Origin of the sequence: Shewanella pealeana ATCC 700345, assembly GCF_000018285.1 — a bacterium.
GTDB lineage: Bacteria > Pseudomonadota > Gammaproteobacteria > Enterobacterales > Shewanellaceae > Shewanella > Shewanella pealeana.
Genome location: NC_009901.1, coordinates 4937252 through 4957131 on the forward strand (window position 1 = coordinate 4937252; position 19880 = coordinate 4957131).

Here is a 19880-nt window from a genome sequence, read left to right on the forward strand (position 1 = left end):
CTATTTCTGTTGTGTTTCTGGTTTCTTGTCAGAGACCAAAGGACCCGCCTTTACTGGGGCGCCTGGACGAATTTTTTGTAGACCTTCAACGATTAGTTGATCGCCCACTTTCAAACCATCAAGAATACGCCATTGGTTATCAATCACTTCAGCAGTTGTCACAATACGTGCAGCCACTTTGCCATCATCAATAACCATAGCTACCGCTTCACCTTTGGTGTTACGAGTAATGGCTTTTTGTGGTACTAGAATCGCAGCCGGATCGGTACCAGTATTAAGCACAGCACGCACATACATGCCCGGCATTAACACGCCTTCCGGATTAGGGAATTCGGCACGAATAATCACAGAACCCGTGTTTTCATTAACGGTAACTTCAGCAAACTGCAGCACGCCTGTATGACTATATGGAGTGCCATCTTCAAGGATTAGCTCTACATTCGCATTTGCAGCGGCTTCAATTTGACCACGCTTAAGTTGAGACTTAAGACGCAACATTTGCGCGCTCGACTGGGCGATATCGATATTGATTGGATCTAACTGCTGAATTGTCGCTAATGTTTGGCTTTGATTAGCTGTAACAAGTGCACCCGGTGTCACATCAGACTTACCGATACGGCCAGAAATTGGTGCTGTTACCTTAGTATATTCAAGGTTGATCGACGCTGTGTTAATCGCAGCTTTTGCTACGGTTACACGTGCCATAGCCTCTTTATAAGCCGCATCAGCTTCATCGAAGTCTTGTTGACTAATAGAGTTCAGCTTGATTAGTTTCGCAAAGCGTAACGCTTTAGCTTTAGCCGAAACCAATGCCGCTTCAGCGCTGGTAAGATCAGCTTTCGCACTAACTAGTGCAGCTTCGTAAGTAGAAGGTTCGATCTGGTATAAAGACTGACCTTGCTCAACATCTCTACCTTCAGTAAAGCCGCGGGTCATAATGATACCGCTCACCTGTGGACGTACTTCAGCTTCTAGATATGCCTTACTACGACCTGGTAGTTCAACCATAATCGATTGAGGTTGGGCTGTAACTGTTATAGCGCCAACTTCCATAGGTCCACGTTGTTGTGGCCCCTGCTCAGGTTTTGGCTCACAGCCAGTTATCCATAACGCCACACTTAAAACAGAGGCAATTTTCACTATTTGCCGCATGAGAACTCCTAATAAAAGCCATCTACTCGGTAATCATTTTTTGAAAGCAGATAATGCCGTCAATCCCACCTTTGGAAGCATAAATTTTTGTCGAATATTTAACGCACCTTTATCTCACAATGTCTATTCGTCAACAAGGAAAACTCCTAGTTTAAATTGTAAGGTAATGAAAATTTCCGCATGAAATCAGCTATATATGTTTACTTAATGTTAATGAGCGGTCGTGGAGGTGCAACATGTTAATCAGGTGTTCAAACAATCGTTGCTAAACGCTTGATAATTAACATCGAACTAGCATGGCGGATTAATTGGCAAGTCTTTTGTGCCACCAGCCTAGATGTAGATAATACTAGTAGAACCTATGCTTAAATACGATTGTCGCCAACGCTACAAGCTAGTACTCGGCTTATATCGGCGAGACTTCTACCCGACTCCTGCTGCCAGTGGTTAAATACACTCTGCACCTGCTTTAACCCCGCCTTAGAGCTAAAACCATAATCCACTAAGCCGTGGCTCTTCAGATAACCTTGCACGTCATTGGTAAGCAAAAAGCTGTCTTTACCCATGGAGCGAAGAAAATAAGGCCCAGTATTGCCACCCAATCGAGTCCCTTTACGCTTAAGTTCGGCCCAAAGTCCAGTAATATCAGTACTCGGCCAGTCAGCAATAAATTTAGCAAAACTGCCGTGCTCAGCCGCGAGATCGTTAACCATGTGGGCATTGTCGTAAATCGACATGGTCTTTTTCAGGTGACGGATCAATTTAGGATCACTGGCGCGATCTTGTAGCTGCTCCGGCGACAGCATCAAAACTTTAAAAGGCTCAAAACCAAAGAAGGCTTTCTCATACTCAGGCCATTTAGCCTCAACAATTCGCCATACGAAGCCACTTTGGAAGACTTTCTTGCTTATCTCGGATAGCAGCTGCGCATCGGTAAACTGAGTCAACTCCTCATCCGCCAATCCCGTCGGCAATAGACTTTCTAAACTCTCATCACCACCCTTTCTCTGCGATGCTCTGGCGTAGATAGCGGCAAACTTTTCAACTTGAGCCATAGTTCTCTCTCAGTACTTATTTAAACAACAATTAAATTAAGCTATCACTTATATTCATTAACCATTTGAAGCTACATCTTTTTACTCATCGAAGCTATCATCTCCCCCAGAAAACTGCGTTTGCGTGACATTGAGGCAGCGAGTGTTAGCGACTAGAGTTAATAGTAACCTTGTATTTAATGAACCCACTTTAGCTATGGATCTGTATTACCACCCACTGGCTCGCCAGTCTCAAAAAACACTGATTGCCCTCTATGAAAAACAGGCAAGCTTTAGCCCGCATATCATAGATCTGAGCAATGCCTTTAGCAGACGTAGCTTTGGCCAGATTAGCACTTCAACCCAACTTCCTCTGTTACAGACCCGCACCGGGGAGTCGTTTAACGACGCCACGATTATTATCGAGTATCTGGATAGCTATATAAGCTCTGGCACTCAGCTAATTCCAATCGATAAACATCAAGCCTTACACGTTAGGCTCTACGACAGATTAAGCGACAATCAATTAGATAAAGAGATAGATGCTTGGTTGCTTGCGATTAATACCAGCAATAACCAGATCCACATCAAGCAGTTAGAAAGAGCCGTGCTAAGCACCTTAGCGTATTTTGATAAGCGTCTGGCCAATAACCATTGGGTTTGTGGCGACAGCTTCACCCTCGCCGATTGTGCATTTATCCCCTGCCTTAAAGCACTCGAGAGTCGGCTGCAACTATTAGATTACGAACATATAGGTCGCTACTGGATCCAGGCAAAACTCCGGGGCGCTGTCAGTCAAGTTATCGAAGAGATAGAGCTCACCCTTGCCACCATAGGCCAGAGTGAGCTAGTAGTGCACACTTAGCCACCACAGGCCAGAGTGAGCTAGTAGTGCACACTTAGCCACCATAGGCCAAAGTGAACTAGTGGTGCACACTTAGCCACCATAGGCCAAAGTGAGATAGTGGTGCACACTTAGCCACCGTAGGCCAGAGTGAGCTACTAGTAGTGCACACTTAGCCACCGTAGGCCAGAGTGAGCTACTAGTAGTGCACACTTAGCCACCGTAGGCCAAAGTGAACTAGTGATACACACTTAGCTCGCTGATCTAAACTCTATCGGTTCACTTGAGGGAATTGGCAGATTGCACTCTTTTTTAAGCTGTAAGAAGCTCTTCCATTTTATCACCTCGGGTGGCAATTGAGGTGCAGGTTCATTGAAGCCGACTTCAGCCAACATAGTGGCAATTGGTACTTGTTTACGTTTACAAACAAATACTCCCCGCACATGGGCGATACAGTGCAAACCTCGCTCGCTAACGAAGCGCTGCTCAATATAAAAATACTTCTCATCCCAGCCCACCAGCTTAGTTTCTATCTCAAACTTGGCGAACGGCTTGATATCACGAATATAGGTAAATTCGGCCGCATTAACGATAGGCATCCAACCTAACTTTAAGAAACGTTTCAGAAACCCCATCTCAGCCATCATATAGGTACGCGCGAGATCCATAAAAGCAGGATAGCGAGAATTTGTTAGATGAAAGTTGATATCGCAGTCACTAGGTAACGCGCGATACTCCAGTCGGCTAGTGTCTAAAAAGTCGATTTTCTTACAATGGCGGCTTCGCCATACAAATAGCCAAAACAGCCTAAAATAGAGATTCATTTACAACATCCTTGAATAACGAATCGCAAAGGCTAACAAAGGTCATACCAGATAACAAGCTTGAACGAGAACAACAAAAAAGGCGCTTAACGCGCCTTTTTTATTGGGTTTACAAGCTAATTTTAGCCGTTAATCCCGCTGTGTCTCAATAGCGCATCGGTTTGTGGCTCACGGCCACGGAAACGTTTAAACAATTCCATCGGCTCCTCGCTGCCACCCATTTCTAGGATATTCTCAAGGAAGCTTTGGCCGGTATCGGCATTGAAGATCCCCTGCTCCTCAAACAAGGAGAAGGCATCGGCCGACAACACCTCTGCCCACTTATAGCTGTAGTAACCCGCCGCGTAGCCGCCAGCAAAGATGTGAGCAAAGCTATGTTGGAAACGGTTAAACTCCGCCGCCTTAATCACCGCCACTTGCTCACGCACCTCATCAAGTTTTTGCTGGATCTCGGCGCCCTTAGCTGGGTCAAACTCTAAGTGCATTTTGAAATCAAACAGTGAAAATTCAAGTTGGCGCAACATCATCATGCCAGACTGGAAGTTTTTCGCCGCTAGCATCTTGTCTAACATGGCTTTTGGTAACGGCTCGCCAGTTTCGTAGTGGCCTGAGATCTCGGCTAACGCCTCTTCTTCATAACACCAGTTTTCCATAAACTGGCTCGGTAGCTCTACCGCATCCCAAGGTACACCGCTGATCCCAGATACTCCACCCACATCGATTTTAGTCAACATATGGTGAATACCATGGCCAAACTCATGGAACAGTGTGGTCACTTCATCATGGGTAAACAGTGCAGGCTTGCCCGCCACCGGCGCATTGAAGTTACAAGTTAGGTAAGCCACAGGATCTTGCATACCGCCGAGTGTCTTACGGCGGGCACGACAGTCATCCATCCAAGCGCCGCCACGCTTACCTTCACGTGCATACAGATCCAGATAGAAGCTACCGCGATGCTCACCGCTGCTGTCAGTAATATGGAAGAAACGTACGTCTTTATGGTAGCTATCGAACTCTTTCTGCTCTTCAACCTTGAGGCCAAATAGGCGAGAGACGGTGTAAAACAGACCCGATAACACCTTGTCTTCAGGGAAGTACGGACGCAAGATCTCTTGCGAGATCTCATATCTATGATGCTTTAACTTTTCGGCGTAGAAACTCAAATCCCAAGGCTCAAGCTCCGTCACGCCACACTCTTTTTCAGCAAATTCTTTAAGTTCTGCCAGCTCGGCTTCGCCTTGCGACTTAGAACGCGCAGCCAGCTCAGTTAGGAACTCCAGCACCTGCGCAGGAGATTCTGCCATCTTGGTGGCTAACGACTTATCGGCAAAGCTTTCGAAACCCAATAGATTGGCCAGCTCATGACGCAATGCCAAAATCTCATCCATCAAGGGACCGTTATCGAACTCTCCGGCATTCGGACCTTGATCCGATGCACGAGTGATAAAGGCGCGGTAGCACTCTTCGCGCAGCTCGCGGTTTTCGCTATACATCATAACTGGCAGGTAAGACGGAATGTCTAAGGTGAATAACCAACCGTCGAGCTCTTTAGCCTCGGCCATCGCCTTAGCAGCAGCAACCGCAGACTCTGGTAGACCTGCAAGCTCTGCTTCATCAGTGATTAACTTGCTCCAGGCCTGAGTCGCATCTAATAGCTGATTAGAGAAGTTACTGGTGAGTTCAGACAAGCGCTTAACCAGCTCGCCGTAGCGCAACTTATCGCTATCGCTCAGGCCAATCCCCGAAAGTTCGAAGTCTCGCAGGCTATTCTCAATCAGTTTCTTCTGTGCTTGCGAGTAAGTGGCAAATTCAACCGATGCCGCTAATGATTTGTAGGCCTCATACAGTCCCTGATGCTGTCCGACAAAGGTGCCGTACTCAGATAGTAAAGGTAAACAGGCATCATGAGCCTTGCGCCACTCTTCGCTACTCACAACCGAATTCATGTGCGAGATAGGTGACCACATCTTGCCGAGTTGGTCGTCCACTTCCTCTAGCGGCGCCACAAGATTATCCCAAGTGAACTCACCTTGATGCTTAAGCACCTCTTCGATCTTGTGGCGACAATTGGCGATACCTTGCTCAACAGCGGGCTGAATATGTTCAGGCTTGATACTTGAAAAAGGGGGAAGCGTGGCACTGCTTAGCAAAGGATTGCTCATCGATGATTCCTTAACATTCTATGTTGATAAGTAAAGAGATAAGGGCTAATGCCACAATATTCAATCTATACAGCATAATTGTTTATAAACTAAATGCGTCCTAACAGTAAAAAACCACCATATCCGCGATCTTAATCAAGTTTTTTCAGAGCAAACTTTATACAGAATTAGTATTGCAAACCATGTCGCAAATACGAGCTATTATCATTTACATTCATATATATAGTTCTAGTATGCAAGGTGTTAATTCTTTCGCCTATATTTTGAGTTTCATCATGAATAAAATCAGTCAATGCACCGCCTTAGCGGCGCTAATAATGAGTACCGCAACCTTTGCCGACGAAGCGGCAAATATAGATGATTCCCACAGTACTAAAGTCATCCAACAAATTCCTGCAGACGAAAGTACTCAGATTCAGGGATTGATCGATCTTGGTTGGGACTCTGAGTACATCTCCGAGGGCCGTAATAATCTAGATAAAGGTGGTATCTATTGGGCGACAGCCGCGATACAGAAAGATAATCTGGCGGTTTATGCCACGGTGGGGCGTGGTGATAGTCAGCATTATACCGAATGGAACTTCGGTCTAGAGTATGGCTTCGATTTGACTGAAAACCTAAGCAGTAGCGTAGGCTATCAGCGTCTAGAATTTTATGGCGACGAGCGCGCCCATGACAACGAGCTATTTAGCACACTCGAATATACTGCGGTAGACTGGCTAGTGCCATCGGTTAGCTACACTTACTCTACCGAAGCGGCAGGTTATTTCGTCGAGGTCAGCCTACATAGCAACTGGGAGCTGGCTCAAGGCTTCACCGTTAGCCCCTATGTTACCCAAGGCTTTGACTTTAATTATGTTACCGAAGAACATGATGGTGCCAATCATTTTCAGTTTGGTGTAGAGGCCGAGTATCTATTACCTAATAACTTAGTCATTTCTGGCCATATCAGCCACACCATAGCCCAGGAAGATATCAAGCTTGAGGCCCGCAACGATGGCGTGACTGGCAGCCTAGATCAAACCTATGCAGGCATTCACTTAAGCTGGAACTTTTAATCGATTCTATTGAGTCAACTAGAGTTAGCTATACTGGGTTAATCACCGATAGCTAACTGCTTTTGCTCGGCTACACTTCGCCATGCAAGAGATAATTCAATATCTTAATATGCATAACAGATTACACGGACAGTAATCTTAAATCAGAGGAACAGGGAATGTTACTTCGAACCCGCCTAGTCATAGGCTTTAGCATTATCATCCACAGCCAGCTTGGCTTTGGCACACAAGCCGATAACCCAAGCCTCGAGTTAGGCAGCGTGCTTAACGATAAGGGACAGCCCATTCGCGTCCCCAGCGAAACTCACAGTGATTTCAATTATTCGCCGCCGACCATTGAAGGTTCCTCGCCAGCCTCAACGCAAATCAACAAGAGTAAAAAGAAACCATCTAAGCAGGCCAAAGCTAAGAGTCGCAAACAACAGCTCGCCAGTCGCAGCAGCGTAGCCAACAACCCGAGTTGTCGCTGGCTTAATAGCCGCATGAACAGCCTAGAGAAGCATCTTAGTGCCGGAGTGAACTCACGCAATAGACACTATCAACAGGAGCTCGACATCCGCCAGCAAGAGTGGCAGTGCATGAAATGCGGTGCCGAAGGGCCTGAGCAGAGCGATCACGCATCTTGTCAGTACAGGCGGTAGCAGCACAATATACAGAGTCTATTAGCTCAATGAGCTGACTTGAAGCAGGCATAGGACGTCCCCATTTAATAAGCTAAGAGCGAGCATTGTTCAGCGTGATTAAAGTCGTCAGCATGGGGCTAGCTGGATCACAAAATTACCTCTACAATGGCTTGTTCTTGAACTGGCGCACGCCAATAAATTAATACGTCATTGATTGTTCACCTTATTGAAACAATGAATGTGTTAAACATAATTACAGGTACAAAAGCCGCTATTTCTCTGCTTTTGTCCAACAGTTCGCAACCTTATTGGAGATACACATGGCTCAACATTTTGATTATATCTGTCTTGGCGCAGGTAGCGGCGGCATTGCATCGGCTAACAGAGCAGCCATGCGCGGCGCCAAAGTATTGCTTATCGAAGCAAAAGAGCTTGGCGGCACTTGTGTCAACGTAGGTTGCGTTCCTAAAAAAGTGATGTGGTACGGCGCTCAAGTTGCTGAAGCCATGCACCTGTACGCTAAAGATTATGGCTTCGACGTAACCGTAAATAAGTTTGACTGGAGCACGCTGGTTGCTAGCCGCGAAGCCTATATCGACCGTATTCACGGATCTTACGATCGTGGCCTAGAAAGCAATGGTGTCACCTTAGTGCGCGGCTATGGTCGCTTCGTCGATAGCCACACCATTGAAGTGAACGGCGAACACTACACTGCCGACAATATCTTAATCGCCACCGGCGGCGCGGCGACAATTCCGAACATTCCAGGTGCTGAACACGGTATCGATTCAGATGGTTTCTTCGCGCTAGAAGCACAGCCTAAGCGTGTTGCCGTGGTTGGCGCGGGTTACATCGCCGTTGAAGTCGCAGGTGTATTACAGGCGCTAGGCAGCGACACCCACCTATTTGTACGTAAACATGCACCACTGCGTAACTTCGACCCTATGCTAAGTGAAGCACTGATGGAGTCGATGGCGACTGATGGACCAACGCTACATACTCACAGCACCCCTGAGTCGGTCACCAAAAATGATGATGGCAGCTTAACCCTTAAAATTGAAAATGGTGAAAGCTATGATGTTGATTGCCTTATCTGGGCGATCGGTCGACTTCCATCAACGGCTAATATCGGCCTTGAAAACACTAAGGTTGAACTCGATGCCAAGGGTTATGTGATCACCGACGAGCAGCAAAACACCACAGATGCTGGCATCTACTGTGTTGGCGATATTATGGCTGGCGGTGTAGAGCTAACGCCTGTAGCGGTTAAAGCCGGTCGCCTACTGTCAGAGCGCTTATTCAATGGCATGACTGATGCCAAGATGGATTACAGCGTTATACCAACCGTGGTATTTAGTCACCCAGCAATTGGCACCATGGGTCTAACCCAACCAGAAGCTATTGCACAGTTCGGCGAAGAAAACGTAACCGTGTACACCTCAGGTTTTACCTCTATGTACACAGCGGTAACTGCACACCGTCAGGCGTGTAAGATGAAGCTAGTGTGTGCGGGTGACAACCAAAAAGTAGTCGGTATTCACGGTATCGGTTACGGCATGGATGAAATTCTGCAAGGCTTCGGTGTAGCGATGAAGATGGGCGCAACTAAGGCAGATTTTGATGCCGTCGTCGCGATTCACCCAACGGGTGCCGAAGAATTTGTTACCATGAGATAATCTTCTGAATCAAAATAAAAAAAGCCGCTAAGTTAGCGGCTTTTTTGTATTCAAGGTTTGTCCCGTCCTGAGATAAGTTGACACATTGGAGACTTATCTATGAAACCTTCAGGTTCTATCAGCAATAAACGTACTCAGCGTGATTACACATTAGGCTTTAAATTAGCCGTCGTCAGCCAAGTAGAAAAAGGCGAGCTGACCTATAAGCAAGCTCAAGACCACTATGGTATCCAAGGAAGAAGTACCGTCCTTACATGGTTACGAAAGCATGGTAGATTAGACTGGTCCCAGCCTATTGAGCACTCTCCTATGTCTAAATCTAAAGAAACGCCAGCCCAGAAAATTAAGCGATTGGAGAAGCAAGTCTCTAATCTAGAAATGAAAAACATGATTTATGGCGATATGGTCGAGTTGCTTAAAAACGAATACGGCATCGATTTAGAAAAAAAGTACTTAGCCGAACGCTCTGGTTCGCCAAAGTAAAAGGCACCATAAAGTTAGCCACAGCGAGTCGGCAGTTCAACTTATCTAGACAAGCAATTTATCAATGGAAACAACGCAGAACGGCAAAAGCTGAAACGCTTAAACCTGTGATGAAGATGGTCATGTATTGGCGCCAGTTTATGCCTAGAGTGGGGACGCGCAAGCTCTACCAGCTCATCAAGCCACAACTGATAGAACAAGGGATAAAGCTCGGTAGAGATGGGTTATTTCAGTATTTGAAGCAACAAAATATGCTGGTAAAACCCAGAAAAAATTACACTAAAACGACCAATAGCCATCACTGGCTAAGAAAGTATCCCAACTTACTAAAAGACAGAGCGGTCAAGCGTGTTGAAGAGGTGCTCGTTAGCGATATCACCTACGTGAAATCAGATGAGGGGACGCACTATTTGTCTCTGGTAACAGATGCGTACTCAAGAAAGATAATGGGATATGAGTTAAGCCATGAAATGAAAGCTTGTGACGTGGTCAAAGCATTGAATATGACGATAAAGAATCGTCAGACAACAGGCGATGCCATTCACCACTCAGATAGAGGGATGCAGTACTGCTCAGCTGAGTACCAGGAGACGTTAGCGGCAAATGGTATTACTCCGTCCATGACAGATGGATATGACTGCTACCAAAATGCACTTGCAGAGCGGGTTAATGGGATTTTGAAGCACGAGTTTTTGCTTTATCGCTGCCGTACGATGAAGGAGCTCGATATGTTAATCAAAGAGTCGATAGAGACTTATAACCATTTAAGGCCGCATCTTAGTTTAGGGATGAAAACCCCTAATGAAGTACATAAAAAAGCCAGTCGGGAGTTCCAACTGGCTTAATAAAAACCGTCAACCTATTTTAGGACTAGACAGTTAGCGCTTAATGCCTGACAATCCATTCTCAGGCATTAGTCGTTAGAGTCACAATTAGCTAGGGGTATTCAATCGTGCTTGAATAGCCTGCTTAACTTCTTCCTGAGCTAATAATGCCTCTTCCTCTTCCTTGCTACGCATTAGCGCATCGAAGGCTACACGTGCTTCTTGTGCAAGCTCTGACGCCGCAAGTTTAGCTTCTTTAGCTTTCATCGAGTCATCAGTTAACTGGCGTAGTTTTTCGATGATCTCATCAGGTGCATCGCCCAAGTCAACACTAGATTCGCCACGTGATAATGCCTCTTTACGTAACTGCTTCTTAAGCATCCAGATAGCATCGTTAGCTTCACGCTCAAGCTCTGCCGCTTCGATAGCGTTATCACGTAGTCCTTCAAAACGAGCCAATGCCTGACCTTCTTTGCTCCAAGGGTCGACATCAGGTAGATCTGAAATATTAATCACAGGATCGACGTAATCATCTTGATGCGCTAAGTCTAATGTCGCCGCCTTAACACCGGAGATCATTAACATCACCGCGATAGTCAGAAGTGGTAAACCACCTACAATCGCCGCCGTTTGCAATGTTGCTAAGCCGCCCATAAACATCAGTGCCGAAGGCATAAATGATAGAGTGAAAGCCCAGAACAGACGGTTCCAACGCAAAGGATCTTCAGTCACGTTAGTTTGTACAACTGACGCTAAGATGTAAGAGATAGAGTCGAAAGTCGTCGCGGTGAAAATCACACATAACAAGGTAAATACAGCAATGACCAAGGTACTAAATGGCAGTGTTTCTAAAATTGCGAAGATTGCGCGAGTCGCGCCTTCTGCATTCAGAATGCTCACCACATCGAGTTCACCAGACAACTGCAGTGATAAACCGTAGTTACCAAGAATGATGAAGTACATTGAACAGCCTAGTGAGCCGAAGAATACCGCACCAGACACCATCTGCTTAATCGTTCTACCACGTGAAATACGTGCAACAAATAGACCCATACTTGGCGCAAATACTAACCACCACGCCCAGTAGAAAATCGTCCAATCTTGTGGGAAGTGGGTATCTTCAAACGTACCCATACCACCGAAAGGCTCAGCCCAAGTCGCCATAACAAAGAAGTTAGACAACATACGACCGATTGAATCTAAGCCTGTTTCCAACATGAAGATTGTTGGGCCACAAACCAGTACAAACAGCAGTAAACCTAAGGCACCCCAGAAGTTAATGTTACTTAAAATCTTAATGCCTTTGTCCATGCCCATGTAAGAAGAGTAAGCAAAGATACCGGTACATACCATTAGCACTAAAATTTGGCTGCCAGTCGTCGCAGGAATACCAAACAGGTAGCTAATACCTTCGTTAATCAATGGTGCCGCTAAACCTAACGTGGTTGCCGCGCCGCCCAATAGACCGAAGATAAATAGCACATCAATGACTTTACCTAGCTTACCAAAGCTATTCGCTTCGCCAATAACCGGCATTAAAGCAGCAGAGACTTTTAGTACTGGCTGCTTACGCACATAGAAGAAGTAAGCAATTGGAATCGCTGGGATCATATAGATACACCAAGCAATTGGTCCCCAGTGGAACAAGCCGTAAGTGGCAGCCCAACGCACCGCCTCTTCACTGCCCGCTTCTAGCTGGAATGGTGGGTTTTGGTAGTAATATGCCCACTCAATAGTACCCCAATACAAAATACTGGCACCGATACCACCACAGAATAACATTGCCGCCCAAGACGCCAACGCAAACTCTGGCTTTTCATCAGGATCGCCTAGTTTAATCTGACCGATATCAGAGAAAACGATATAGATCATGAAGAAAAATGCCGCTAAGCCTAAACCTAAATAAGCAAAGCCTAGTTTGTCTGTCATAAATGTTTTAGCAACTGCAATCCACTCAGCTCCTTCTGCTGGAAATAACAGTAAGGGAATAACAACTGCACAAAGCAGTAATAGTGCGCCGAAAAAAGTCGGCTTATCGATCAGTTCGAAGTGTTTTTTCATTTTTATTGTCCGCAACAACTAAACACAGATTTGATTGAGTGCACTCCACAAGCTCCTCCCCGTACTGAAGGCCAGACAGGTTTAACTGAAGTTAAAATAGGATGAATATTGTGTGTGAACGTTTTTTTTGTAGAGCTAATAACACTCGAAAGTTGCCCAAATTACGATTAATAGGGGTCAAGGATAAAATAATGTTAAACGAGGGTTCTGTCGACAAACTTATATCTCGAATCAATCAAAAATGTGATACAACTCCCATATGGTTATAGGTGTATATTATCTAAGAGTTTTTAATGCTGCAAAAGTCGCCTAAACGCCTTTATGGCGTGCTTTCAAAACAATTTCGTATCTTGATATAAATGATGATTTTTAAGACTGACAAGTAACAAGAGCATCCAAGACACCACACTCGAGGCAACAGCTATAAACAGAGTGATAAGCAGTAAAAAAGAGAGAAGAAAGAGAGAAATCGGGACCGACTCATACAAATCAAATACTAATCAGTATTAAGAAAGCATAACAATGAGGCCCAAGATTACTGCGCCTCATTGTTGCTAGTAATAAAACTTAAGCGGCGTTACGCTTCTTATATACCACACAGAAGTTACCGCGCTTAGTACGGCACTTAGAACATCTTTCACAATCCACTTCAGCAGCATTGCCCTCCTTCCAGCGCTTAATAAGCTGCGGTTCGGCCAGTAATGGGCGTGACAGTGCAAAAAACTGAATATTAGTGCTATTGGCAAGTTCTTCAATGGCGCAGATATCAGCTAATCCGCCTACGGTAATAATTGGCAGATTAACTTCCTGACTGACCACGGCGCCATATTCACGGAAGTAACCTTCACTTTGAATGGTATAACCATCAAATTGTTCACCCACCACAGTATTGGCATTACCATGGATGTTGCCAGAGATAATAATCGCATCGACGCCAATCGACTCCAGCGTTTTACAAATGCTGCGGGTGTCAGCAAAAGTTAAGCCGCCATCAAAAAACTCAGAGGCGGTCAGCTTCACTAAAATAGGGTAATCATCACCAACAAGTTTGCGGATCTCTGCGTAGATCTCCAGCAAGAAGCGCATACGGTTCTCAAGGCTACCGCCATATTCATCTTCACGCTGATTGTAGTATGGGCTTAGAAACTGATTAATCAGATAAGTGTGCGCCGCATGGATCTCAACGCCATCGAAGCCTGACTCTTGTGCGCGGCGACTCGCCTCGGCAAACGCCTTTACGATGTAATCGATCTCAGCCTTAGTCATCGCCTTCCCCATGGTTTGAGTACCACGCTCAGCAATAGCACTCGGGGCAAAGATCACTCGCTCCCCGACGTTGTAAGTGGTCTTAGTGCCACCATAAGCCAGCTGCATCACGATTTTCGAGTCATAGCCATGCACCAAGTCTGTCAGCTTCTGGTATTCAGCAATAAACGAATCGTCATACATACCCATCATGCCAGCGTTAGGCTTTTCTTCGGCAACGATGTTAGCGTAACCCGTGACAATCAGCCCCACCTCACCTTTAGCCAGCTCTTCATACACAGAGTACAACTTGTCGGTCATATGGCCAATTTCAGTCGCCATATTTTCCCAGGTCGCGCTTCTCACAAAGCGGTTTTTCAGTGTCATCTTGCCAATACGGCTAGGTGAAAACAAAGTGCTCACGTGCAATCCTCTTAAAATCTTATTCAGTACTAACCAACAAAAATAGCAAACAGTAAAAACACAACAGCCACACTTTAGAAAAGCATGGCTGTAGTCAGTCGTTCTTCATCAACATAAAGAACGCAGCAGGCGCGGGATATTACGCGCAAAATATAAGAATTACCTTAAACTAGATTCAGCTTTTGAGAATTAGCCTGGCTAGCGGAAATTGAAAACTTACTTTCTAGAGAGACCACGATTACAAAACTTGCGGAACGTTTTGATTTTAAATAATTAACCAGCTAATGTTGCCGCTCAAAATATCGTACTAACGATTAATCTAATTAATCCCTTTTTCAGGCATTTTTAGACTTTTTCTGAGACAAACCCTATGTACCATCGCATGTTGCCTTATATTTTCGCTTCACTACTTTCAAGCATTGCTTTGCCAGTATTCGCCTCCGATGACTTAAGCGGGATCTGGCAAGGTACTTTAGGTAAGAGCAAAATCCGCGTCTGCTTTAATGAGTACGGCACCGGCAGTTATTACTATCAGCGTTATTTAACGCCGATAAGACTCGAACAGGTCGATAACCACTGGCAAGAAGACAAGCAAACTGGCTTCTGGCAGTTTGATAATGTGAGCGAGCAGCAACTTATTGGCCGCTGGTCTAATAAAGAGTGGACTTCTACGGATCCATCTAAGGCACAGCCGTCAGCCTCTAGCAAATCATTAACCATCAAGCTTGAACGCCAAATCAGTCCAGACGCCATAAATGATTGCAGCAGCGATGCTTTCAACCAGCCACTAGAAATAGCGCCAAGACTTAGTCGTGGCAAATGGCAACCGTTTGATAATACCGACTCGATTGCCCCCAAAGCTCACCAGCCTCAGCAAATTAACTACCGTCAACTCAGCTATGGCACAGAAATCAGCCTAGAGTTTAAAGGCGAGCAAACTGGCATACCAGCAATTAATCAGTGGTTAAAACAGAAACTAACGAGTAAGACTCAACTTGAAGAAACCTTTGAAACCCGCCGCAGAATGTTGGCGCAAATAGGCTTGCCAATCACAGATGAAACCGGGGCAGAACCAAGCTTTATTAATCAGCATTGGTTAAGTGTGAGATTTTACCGCTGGGCAGCAGGCTATGGCGCCGGCGGCATCAACCGTTCATTCACCAGCTTCAATCTTAGCGATGGCAAACCATTCAATCCATGGCAATGGTTTAGCGAAGACGTCGCCCTCGATGAAATGCGTAATCAACTGCCACCCGCCCTACGCGCAAAGCTGTTTGCCGATATGGAAGTTGTTGAGGATTGCGATAACTCAGACGGCTCAGGTTATTTCTACCTAACCCTCAGCCCAAAAGGCATCGAAATTTGGGAAACACCCAACGGCAGCGGCTGCGAAAACGAGTTCACCCTCAACCCACAAGAGGCGATGCCGTTTGCTACTGAGTACGGCAAGAGTCAGCTTAAGCTAATGGAGTAAGACTCCATTTCCAGGTCAAATGGTGGAACCTTGAAGCTACCTTTGAGTGGAAACTCAAATCTACTTTCAGTGGTTGCAATTATCAGGGACTGTGCTGGACAGCATGTCCGAATGTCGTGAACACATGGATGTGAATGAACGACCTTATGTTCAGAACTTAGAAGTTCCCCCAAAGCAGAGAACCTTTTCTTCATCAATGCTTAGGAAGCATTTGATGTATCTTCCAACATCAATGGTTCCAATGGCCTGCAGCCGGCGCATGTGCAGACACTTCTTAGGCTCGCTTTTCGTCATCCCTGACCGCTCTGCGAAAACAAACAACATCCCTATTTAAAGGCCAGTTCGGCATCCCTGCCTCTCGCTCGAGAGCTTGATAACTTCGTTATCTCTCACCTGGTTTTCGAAGGCCTAAGCCGTACCTGCACGGGTTTAGAAAAGCATTCCCCCCCCCCCTTTGGTGCTTCACATAAAAAGAAAGATTCACTAGCAAATGTGAAGCTAACAGGAAACACCAGCTTCCCCATCGAAGTTGCCAAAGTCATTGAAGACAATCGCGTGAGCGAGGCATGGATGCCGAGGTAGCCTTAGGTGAGTCAGGGATGGCGAATATGAGGCGATAGCTATTTTCGAAAATGACTGAGGATCTACAACTTCGTCGGGGCGGCTAGGGTGATGCAAGAGGGGGAAGCTGTTGTCCCCCTTTTGCCCGAGTGTGAGCTGGAAGCTCACGACTTTAGTTGTTAGACGAAGTCTAACTTTGAGGTCAGGCGCAGCCTGATAGAAATATCAAACGAAGTTTGATTAGTTATAAAATGCGCCCGCTTGGCGCAAAACCAAGTAACAAAAAAGGCTATGAACCTAAGCTCATAGCCTTAATCTAAACACTGCTAACTATAGCAAATAGTTTATAACGAACTACTTAGCCAAACACTGTTCAACAAGAGTCTGCCAGTATCTCAGACCAGATACTAAGATATTGTCATTGAAGTCATAAGTTGGCTTGTGTAGCGCCACGCTACCACAACCACAGCCAGCGCCGTTACCCACTAAGATGTAACAACCTGGTGCTTCACGTAGCATAAACGAGAAGTCTTCACTGATAGTGAATGGCTGGCAGCTGCCGTTAACTTTATCTTCGCCAACAACAGTCTCAGCAGCGCGAACCGCATAAGCCGTTTCAGCTGGTGTGTTGATAGTCGATAGGAAGCTGTTGTTAAACTTGTAAGTGTAATCAACGCCAGCTGACATACACTGACCCGCGACTACACGCTCAAGGGCTTTTTCAATCTTGTTTAATGCAATATCGGTGAAGCTACGGGTATCACCAGTGATAGTCACTTTAGTTGGGATAACGTTAACCGTACCGTTAGTAGCGAATTCTGTTACCGAGATAACTGCTGTTTCGTCAATCGCGCTTAGGTTACGCGATACGATAGTTTGGATTGCAGTCACGATTTGCGCGCCAACCACGATCGGATCGGTACCCATGTGTGGCATTGCCGCGTGTCCGCCCGTTGCAAGTACTTCGATTTCGAAGCTGCTTTCACTTGCCATAACAGAGTGTGGACGCGTCACGAAGTGACCTGCTTCAATACCCGGTAGGTTGTGCATTGCGTACACGCCGTCGATTTTCCAACGAGTGAATAGGCCGTCGGCAATCATAGCCTTAGCACCTGTGCCACGCTCTTCATCAGGTTGGAAGATGAAGTAAACAGTACCGTCGAAGTTCTTGGTTTGTGCTAGCTCATGGGCTGCAGCAAGTAGCATTGCCGTGTGACCATCGTGACCACAAGCGTGCATTGCGCCTTCGTTTACTGAGGCGTAATCGAAGGTGTTTTCTTCATGAATATGCAGTGCATCCATATCGGCACGTAGGCCGATTGAACGATCGCTATCACCACACTTTAAGATACCCACAACGCCAGTGCCACCAATGCCAGTGTGCACTTCGATACCAAACTCTTCTAGTTTGCTTGCTACAAATGCTGCAGTCTCGTGCTCTTGGGTACCAAACTCTGGGTGCTGGTGAATGTGATGACGCCACTCAATAACTTTCTGTTCGATATTCATATGCTTTTCTCTTATAACAACAAACCGGTGACTAGGTCACCGGTGATAAAAATTGATTCAATTTGCTAACTGAATTATTCAGTTACTGGCTGCGGCAAGGCTTAGGTGCTACAGCTAGCTCAGCTTCAACTTCTTCTGCTTTGGCCTTGTTCTTGTTGCCAAGCTTCATGAAGGCGATCATCGAGGTAATAACCACTGCGATAGCAACTAAGCGCATCGGCGTTACCTGCTCACCTAGTGCGAATACCGCTAGGATGAATGAAGATAGTGGCATTAGGTTTAGTGCCATACCGGTACCGTCAACACCTACACGCTCCATACCGTAGATGTAAACTAGGTAGCTCATACCTGAGATACACACACCTAAGATAACGATACATAGGATACGTAGTGGAGAGCTGAATACGTTCAATGCAGAGCTAAAATCAGCGCCTACAACGAACAGGTACAGACCAAAGCCTAGTGATGCAAATACAAACTGGTGGAACATAGTCGCTACTGAACCGTACTTGTCTGCTAGTTTTGCACGAGCGTAAGCCATACATGCAAAGCTTGCTGCTGAACCGAAACAGATCAGGTGACCGATGTTGAAGCCTTTAGTTTCAGACTGTGGGTCCATTACTAGAATCGCCACACCTAGGAAAGCACCTAACGCACACATGATTTGCATAACAGTGAAACGCTCACCGTGGCGTAGGAAACCAACACTCAAGATAAGGATTGGGATCAAACCTTGGATCACGCCGTTTTCAGAGGCGGTAATATAATCCAAAGATAGGAATGATAGGAAGCTGAAAGAGCCTTGACCAATGATACCGCAACATGCAGCCCAGAAGATGTCATTACGGTTCTGCCAGTTAAGTTTAAAATCGGTTTTCTTCTTCATCTTGCCAGACGCAAGACCGATGTTGAAAATCAAACCTAGGGTCACGAATGCAACGGTATAGCGTAACCAAACTAGTACTTGTGGATCCATTACTTCAAGAATCGGTGTACCAACAATCCACGGGATACCCCATAACAGACCAACGAAAATCGCAGCCATCCAACCTTTTTGTGTATTAGTCATTTTTATTTTTCCAACAATTTGTAATTGGTAGTCAACAGCTTAAGCTGTTTGATTATTAAGTAGTTTGCCGTAACCTGGGCATTGAGCCACGTTGCCGGTCAGGTGCATTGCATGCCAGAACATGGCAGAGTTACTGCACACTACTGGAATACCGAACTTGGCTTCGATCTCTTCGATGTAATCAAGCACGCGTAAGTTGGTGCATGACATAAATACTAATTCTGCGTCTGAGTCCTTTAGCATCTGCTCTAGCGCTGCGAACATAGATTCTTTAGCCACTAGGGTGATGTCTGTATCGCGTTCGATACCCAATGAACCTAGAGTGACTACGTCAAAGTCAGCATCTGTTAGCTGCTGATATAGCGGGTAGTTAACGCTAGTTGGGTATGGAGAGAACACCGCGATTTTTTTTGCGTTCAAATGCTTGAATGACGCTTTTGCCGCAGTCCATGGGTTAGTCGCTGGGATGTCACCACGGTTTTGAGTCAATAGACCCGCGACCTTCTCTTCGCCGATAATGATTGAAGCTGATGTGCAGCCAAATGCCATCACATCCATAGGTAGACCTGTTGCGATCAAGTCAGACGCTTCAACGATTCCGCTAGCGATTTTATCGAGTGCTTCAGGAGTCATTTCGCTTGAGTAGTAGACGCGAGAGCTGAATACGCCTGCTTGGGTGCCGAGTAACTTAGCCCAGTCCATTTCTAGACTGTGGTCTGTGCTTAACTGCACTAAACCAATGTGTACGCGGTTAATTCTTGGTGCCTGCTTGTGCTCAAGCGGCTGTTCAAACGAGGTAAAGGCTTCAAAACTCATCATAATGAGATGCTCTTCAGTAATGATTTCTCCGGCTCCCTC

Annotated in this window: 15 protein-coding genes; 6 read left to right on the forward strand and 9 right to left on the reverse strand. The window is 45.8% G+C overall.

Annotation, left to right across the window (positions count from 1 at the left end):
* Both SPEA_RS21305 and SPEA_RS21310 read right to left on the reverse strand, forming a co-directional pair.
* On the reverse strand, positions 1-1152 hold the full coding sequence (locus SPEA_RS21305; RefSeq protein WP_012157251.1) for an efflux RND transporter periplasmic adaptor subunit: 1152 nt from the start codon (positions 1150-1152) through the stop codon (positions 1-3).
* Positions 1153-1517: 365 nt separating this feature from the next.
* On the reverse strand, positions 1518-2207 hold the full coding sequence (locus SPEA_RS21310; protein WP_012157252.1) for a DNA-3-methyladenine glycosylase I: 690 nt from the start codon (positions 2205-2207) through the stop codon (positions 1518-1520).
* 142 nt (positions 2208-2349) lie between these two features.
* Here SPEA_RS21310 and SPEA_RS21315 point away from each other — a divergent pair, with 142 nt between their 5' ends.
* A complete protein-coding gene (locus SPEA_RS21315; protein WP_012157253.1) occupies positions 2350-3051 on the forward strand; it encodes a glutathione S-transferase family protein in 702 nt (233 codons plus the stop codon).
* Positions 3052-3281: 230 nt separating this feature from the next.
* Here SPEA_RS21315 and SPEA_RS21320 read toward each other — a convergent pair whose 3' ends face one another.
* Both SPEA_RS21320 and prlC read right to left on the reverse strand, forming a co-directional pair.
* On the reverse strand, positions 3282-3854 hold the full coding sequence (locus SPEA_RS21320; RefSeq protein WP_012157254.1) for a thioesterase family protein: 573 nt from the start codon (positions 3852-3854) through the stop codon (positions 3282-3284).
* A 122-nt stretch (positions 3855-3976) separates the two neighbouring features.
* Positions 3977-6016 (reverse strand): oligopeptidase A, encoded by a 2040-nt coding sequence (gene prlC / locus SPEA_RS21325; protein ID WP_012157255.1) that lies wholly within the window; start codon positions 6014-6016, stop codon positions 3977-3979.
* A 275-nt stretch (positions 6017-6291) separates the two neighbouring features.
* Here prlC and SPEA_RS21330 point away from each other — a divergent pair, with 275 nt between their 5' ends.
* From SPEA_RS21330 to SPEA_RS21350, 4 genes are all read left to right on the forward strand, one after another.
* Positions 6292-7074, forward strand: coding sequence for a hypothetical protein (locus tag SPEA_RS21330; RefSeq protein WP_041411670.1), 783 nt, complete (start codon positions 6292-6294; stop codon positions 7072-7074).
* 158 nt (positions 7075-7232) lie between these two features.
* Positions 7233-7715 (forward strand): hypothetical protein, encoded by a 483-nt coding sequence (locus SPEA_RS21335; protein WP_012157257.1) that lies wholly within the window; start codon positions 7233-7235, stop codon positions 7713-7715.
* A 302-nt stretch (positions 7716-8017) separates the two neighbouring features.
* Complete coding sequence (gene gorA, locus SPEA_RS21340; RefSeq protein WP_012157258.1) at positions 8018-9373, forward strand: glutathione-disulfide reductase; 1356 nt, start codon at positions 8018-8020, stop codon at positions 9371-9373.
* 99 nt (positions 9374-9472) lie between these two features.
* Positions 9473-10701 (forward strand): IS3-like element ISSpe3 family transposase gene (locus tag SPEA_RS21350; protein WP_086024290.1). Its coding sequence is split into 2 segments (ribosomal slippage): positions 9473-9824 and positions 9824-10701, totalling 1230 coding nucleotides; the frame shifts between segments, so codons are not numbered across the junction.
* Between the two features lie 87 nt (positions 10702-10788).
* On the opposite strand, the gene SPEA_RS21355 is transcribed toward SPEA_RS21350, so the two are convergent.
* Both SPEA_RS21355 and SPEA_RS21360 read right to left on the reverse strand, forming a co-directional pair.
* The gene (locus tag SPEA_RS21355) at positions 10789-12741 is read right to left on the reverse strand and encodes a BCCT family transporter (RefSeq protein ID WP_012157259.1); all 1953 of its coding nucleotides are present in this window, start codon (positions 12739-12741) and stop codon (positions 10789-10791) included.
* Between the two features lie 567 nt (positions 12742-13308).
* The gene (locus tag SPEA_RS21360; protein ID WP_012157260.1) at positions 13309-14409 is read right to left on the reverse strand and encodes an NADH:flavin oxidoreductase; all 1101 of its coding nucleotides are present in this window, start codon (positions 14407-14409) and stop codon (positions 13309-13311) included.
* Between the two features lie 370 nt (positions 14410-14779).
* On the opposite strand from SPEA_RS21360, the gene SPEA_RS21365 reads away from it, so the two are divergent.
* Positions 14780-15883, forward strand: coding sequence for a hypothetical protein (locus tag SPEA_RS21365; protein ID WP_012157261.1), 1104 nt, complete (start codon positions 14780-14782; stop codon positions 15881-15883).
* Positions 15884-16798: 915 nt separating this feature from the next.
* On the opposite strand, the gene SPEA_RS21370 is transcribed toward SPEA_RS21365, so the two are convergent.
* From SPEA_RS21370 to SPEA_RS21380, 3 genes are all read right to left on the reverse strand, one after another.
* On the reverse strand, positions 16799-17953 hold the full coding sequence (locus SPEA_RS21370; protein WP_012157262.1) for a M20 aminoacylase family protein: 1155 nt from the start codon (positions 17951-17953) through the stop codon (positions 16799-16801).
* 82 nt (positions 17954-18035) lie between these two features.
* Entirely contained in the window at positions 18036-19022 is a 987-nt protein-coding gene (locus SPEA_RS21375) for a DMT family transporter (RefSeq protein WP_012157263.1), read from the reverse strand.
* 39 nt (positions 19023-19061) lie between these two features.
* Positions 19062-19841, reverse strand: coding sequence for a maleate cis-trans isomerase family protein (locus SPEA_RS21380; protein ID WP_041411159.1), 780 nt, complete (start codon positions 19839-19841; stop codon positions 19062-19064).
* Positions 19842-19880: the final 39 nt, after the last annotated feature.

Excerpts from the sequence above, each read along its gene's own strand:
- SPEA_RS21305 (WP_012157251.1), bottom strand. The coding sequence starts at position 1,152 with ATGCGGCAAATAGTGAAAATTGCCTCTGTTTTAAGTGTGGCGTTATGG.
- SPEA_RS21310 (WP_012157252.1), bottom strand. The coding sequence starts at position 2,207 with ATGGCTCAAGTTGAAAAGTTTGCCGCTATCTACGCCAGAGCATCGCAG.
- SPEA_RS21320 (WP_012157254.1), bottom strand. The coding sequence starts at position 3,854 with ATGAATCTCTATTTTAGGCTGTTTTGGCTATTTGTATGGCGAAGCCGC.
- prlC (WP_012157255.1), bottom strand. The coding sequence starts at position 6,016 with ATGAGCAATCCTTTGCTAAGCAGTGCCACGCTTCCCCCTTTTTCAAGT.
- SPEA_RS21330 (WP_041411670.1), top strand. The coding sequence starts at position 6,292 with ATGAATAAAATCAGTCAATGCACCGCCTTAGCGGCGCTAATAATGAGT.
- SPEA_RS21335 (WP_012157257.1), top strand. The coding sequence starts at position 7,233 with ATGTTACTTCGAACCCGCCTAGTCATAGGCTTTAGCATTATCATCCAC.
- gorA (WP_012157258.1), top strand. The coding sequence starts at position 8,018 with ATGGCTCAACATTTTGATTATATCTGTCTTGGCGCAGGTAGCGGCGGC.
- SPEA_RS21355 (WP_012157259.1), bottom strand. The coding sequence starts at position 12,741 with ATGAAAAAACACTTCGAACTGATCGATAAGCCGACTTTTTTCGGCGCA.
- SPEA_RS21365 (WP_012157261.1), top strand. The coding sequence starts at position 14,780 with ATGTACCATCGCATGTTGCCTTATATTTTCGCTTCACTACTTTCAAGC.
- SPEA_RS21370 (WP_012157262.1), bottom strand. The coding sequence starts at position 17,953 with ATGAATATCGAACAGAAAGTTATTGAGTGGCGTCATCACATTCACCAG.
- SPEA_RS21375 (WP_012157263.1), bottom strand. The coding sequence starts at position 19,022 with ATGACTAATACACAAAAAGGTTGGATGGCTGCGATTTTCGTTGGTCTG.
- SPEA_RS21380 (WP_041411159.1), bottom strand. The coding sequence starts at position 19,841 with ATGATGAGTTTTGAAGCCTTTACCTCGTTTGAACAGCCGCTTGAGCAC.